General features: G+C 58.4%; 3 protein-coding genes. All 3 read left to right on the top strand.

Annotated elements, in window-relative coordinates:
- The coding region (locus ACIQ0G_RS10815; protein ID WP_397577909.1) for a CoA transferase at positions 1 to 635 on the top strand (635 nt) is incomplete at its 5' end.
- Positions 632 to 1,846, top strand: coding sequence for an acetyl-CoA C-acetyltransferase (locus ACIQ0G_RS10820; protein WP_397577910.1), 1,215 nt, complete (start codon positions 632 to 634; stop codon positions 1,844 to 1,846). The genes ACIQ0G_RS10815 and ACIQ0G_RS10820, both read left to right, overlap by 4 nt.
- The coding region (locus ACIQ0G_RS10825) for an acyl-CoA dehydrogenase family protein (protein ID WP_397577911.1) at positions 1,843 to 3,030 on the top strand (1,188 nt) is incomplete at its 3' end. The genes ACIQ0G_RS10820 and ACIQ0G_RS10825, both read left to right, overlap by 4 nt.

Below are 3,030 nucleotides of genomic sequence, written 5' to 3' on the forward strand. Positions count from 1 at the left end.
CGGACGTCGCCATAGGCACCGTTGCCAATCTGGGCGGTGTCGCAGAAGTGTTGCACAATAATGCCAATCGCCCTCGGCTCGGCAACGCGGTCTATGGTTTGTTCGGGCGCGATTTTGTGACCAAAGACAATGTGCGCACGATGGTGGTCGTTGTCACCCACCGCCAATGGGCGAACCTTATCGGTGCGCTTGGTTTGACGGCGCAGGTGGAGGCGATAGAGGCGGAGCGCGGAGTGAGCTTCGCCAAAGACGATGGGCTTCGCTTTCAGCACCGCGATGCGCTTTATCCGTTGTTTGAACGGGCAATTGGTTCGCTCGATCACGCGGTGATGGCGTCAACGCTTGATGAGGCCGGAATTGTTCATTCGGCCTATCGAACGATGTTGGACGCTGCGCATGATCCACGCTTGGTTGGTAATAACCCGATGTTTAGCGACTTTGACGCAAACCCGTCGGGCTTCAATTATCCTGCGGCTGGTGCTTTTGGCACTATTCCCCAATTGCCGCGTGGCGACGCAAAAGCAGCGCCGCGCAATGGGGCGCATAGCGAGGAAATATTGAGTGCTACGCTCGGCCTATCCTCGGGCGAAATTGCCCGTCTCATCGACTCTGGAACAGTAGGAATTGCCAAATGAATACGCTTCGCCGTGCCGCCATCGTCGCCCCCATCCGTACGCCCGTCGGCAAATTTGGCGGCGCGCTTTCTTCGTTAAATGCAGGTGAGCTGGGCGGCATCATATTGAAAGCGCTTGTCGAGCGGACGAAGATTGACCCGTCCCGCGTGGACGATGTTGTGTTCGCGCAAGGATATGGCAGCGGTGAGGCCCCGTGCATCGGGCATTGGTCATGGCTGGCCGCTGGCTTGCCGATTGAAGTGCCGGGTTACCAGATCGACCGTCGTTGCGGATCTGGCCTGCAGGCGATCGTGAATGCCGCGATGATGGTCCAGACCGGTGTGAGCGATATGGTGGTCGCAGGCGGATGCGAAAGCATGTCCAATGTTGAACATTACACCACCGACATCCGCAAAGGCGTTCGGGCGGGCAATCTGACCTTGCATGACCGGTTGACCCGCGGACGCGTGATGAGTCAGCCCGTCGAACGCTTTGGTGTGATCACCGGTATGATTGAAACCGCCGAAAATCTGGCCAAAGACCATGACATCAGCCGCGAAGCATGTGACGCCTATGCAGCCCGATCGCACCAGCGCGCGGCGGCGGCATGGGCCAATGGTCTGTTTGACGATGAATTGGTGCCCGTCAGCATCGCGCAACGAAAAGGCGATCCAATCGTCTTTGATCATGATGAAGGCTATCGCGCGGATGCGACGCTTGAGACAATGGCCGCGTTACGGCCGCTCGAGGGCGGCGTGGTCACTGCGGGCAATGCCAGCCAACAAAATGACGCTGCAGCCGCATGCCTTGTCGTCGCAGAGGACAAGCTTGAAGAACTTGGCTTGGAACCGATCGCCTATTTCCATAGCTGGGCAGCAGCCGGTTGCGAGCCATCACGCATGGGCTTTGGTCCCGTTCCAGCGACAGAGCGGCTCTTTGCCCGCAATGGCCTTTCTTGGGACGATATCGGACTGATTGAATTGAACGAGGCATTTGCACCGCAAGTGCTCGCCTGTCTCAAAGGATGGGGCTGGTCGGATGATGATAGCCGTCATGACATGCTGAATGTCAACGGTTCCGGCATTTCGCTTGGTCACCCAATCGGGGCAACTGGCGGCCGTATATTGGCGAACCTTACCCGTGAAATGCAACGCCGCGATGTGCGCTTCGGGCTTGAAACAATGTGCATTGGCGGTGGTCAGGGCATAGCGGCGGTGTTTGAACGCGCATGAGTTTTGCGGCCGCTCTCGAAGCTGCTGAGGGCTACCGCGATGCGGCGAAGGCGGCGCTGTCCGACCGGGTAAAAGAGCGGTCGATGGATGCCGACCAACGTGCGGCCCACGGCTTTTCGTGGATTGCGACAAGCGTGGCTGCGCTCGAAGCCGTGGCGGATTGGCTTCGCCTGCATAATGACGGAACCGAAGTTGATCGAAACATTGCGACGCTGATTTTTGCCGAAACGCTTGGGCAATTGACCGGCGGATTGCCGATGGGACAGAATGAGATATTCCGTCCCGTTGATCTTGGCATGTCGCAACAGGCGGCACTGTTGGCCGCACGTTGCGCAGATTTATTGGGTGCAGATCATGCGGCGGTGCGCGCCGATGTCGCGCAGGCGCTGGCGTCAGGTGCGATGCCGAGCGAAAGCCTTCATGACGCAGAGCTTGATGCCATTCGCGATCAATATCGCCGCTTTACCAATAGCGAGATTTTGCCGCACGCGCATCGCTGGCATTTGGCCAATGATTTGATCCCCGATGATACGATTTCGGCAATGGCGGCGCTTGGCACTTTCGGCGTGTGTATTCCTACCGAATATGGCGGGCTTGGCTTATCCAAGCTGGTCATGTGCGTGATAACCGAAGAGCTCTCGCGTGGATGGATTGGCGCGGGTTCGCTGAGCACGCGGTCTGAAATCGCCGGTGAATTGATCTCCATGGGCGGTACAGAGGCACAAAAGGCGCATTGGCTGCCGAAAATTGCGAGCGGAGAAATTTTGCCGACCGCCGTGTTTACCGAACCCGACACAGGGTCTGACCTCGGCGCGCTGCAAACCCGCGCGCAACGGACCGCTGATGGATGGACGATCAATGGTGCAAAGACATGGATTACGCATGGCAGCCGCTCCGATCTGATGACCATGCTTGTGCGCACTGTGCCCGATGCGAAAGGCTATGCGGGGCTGTCGATGCTGCTCGTCCCCAAGCCGCGCGGAACGGATAGCGACCCGTTTCCGGCGACGGGCATGTCCGGCAGTGAGATCGAAGTGCTGGGCTATCGCGGCATGCGCGAATATGCGTTGCAATTTGATGGCATGCTTGCCCCTGAAGATGCTTTGTTGGGCGGCCAAGAGGGGCAGGGATTCAAGCAATTGATGCGCACATTTGAAGGCGCACGTATCCAGACCGCAGCCCGC

The organism is Sphingorhabdus sp. (assembly GCF_044354325.1).
GTDB lineage: Bacteria > Pseudomonadota > Alphaproteobacteria > Sphingomonadales > Sphingomonadaceae > Sphingorhabdus_B.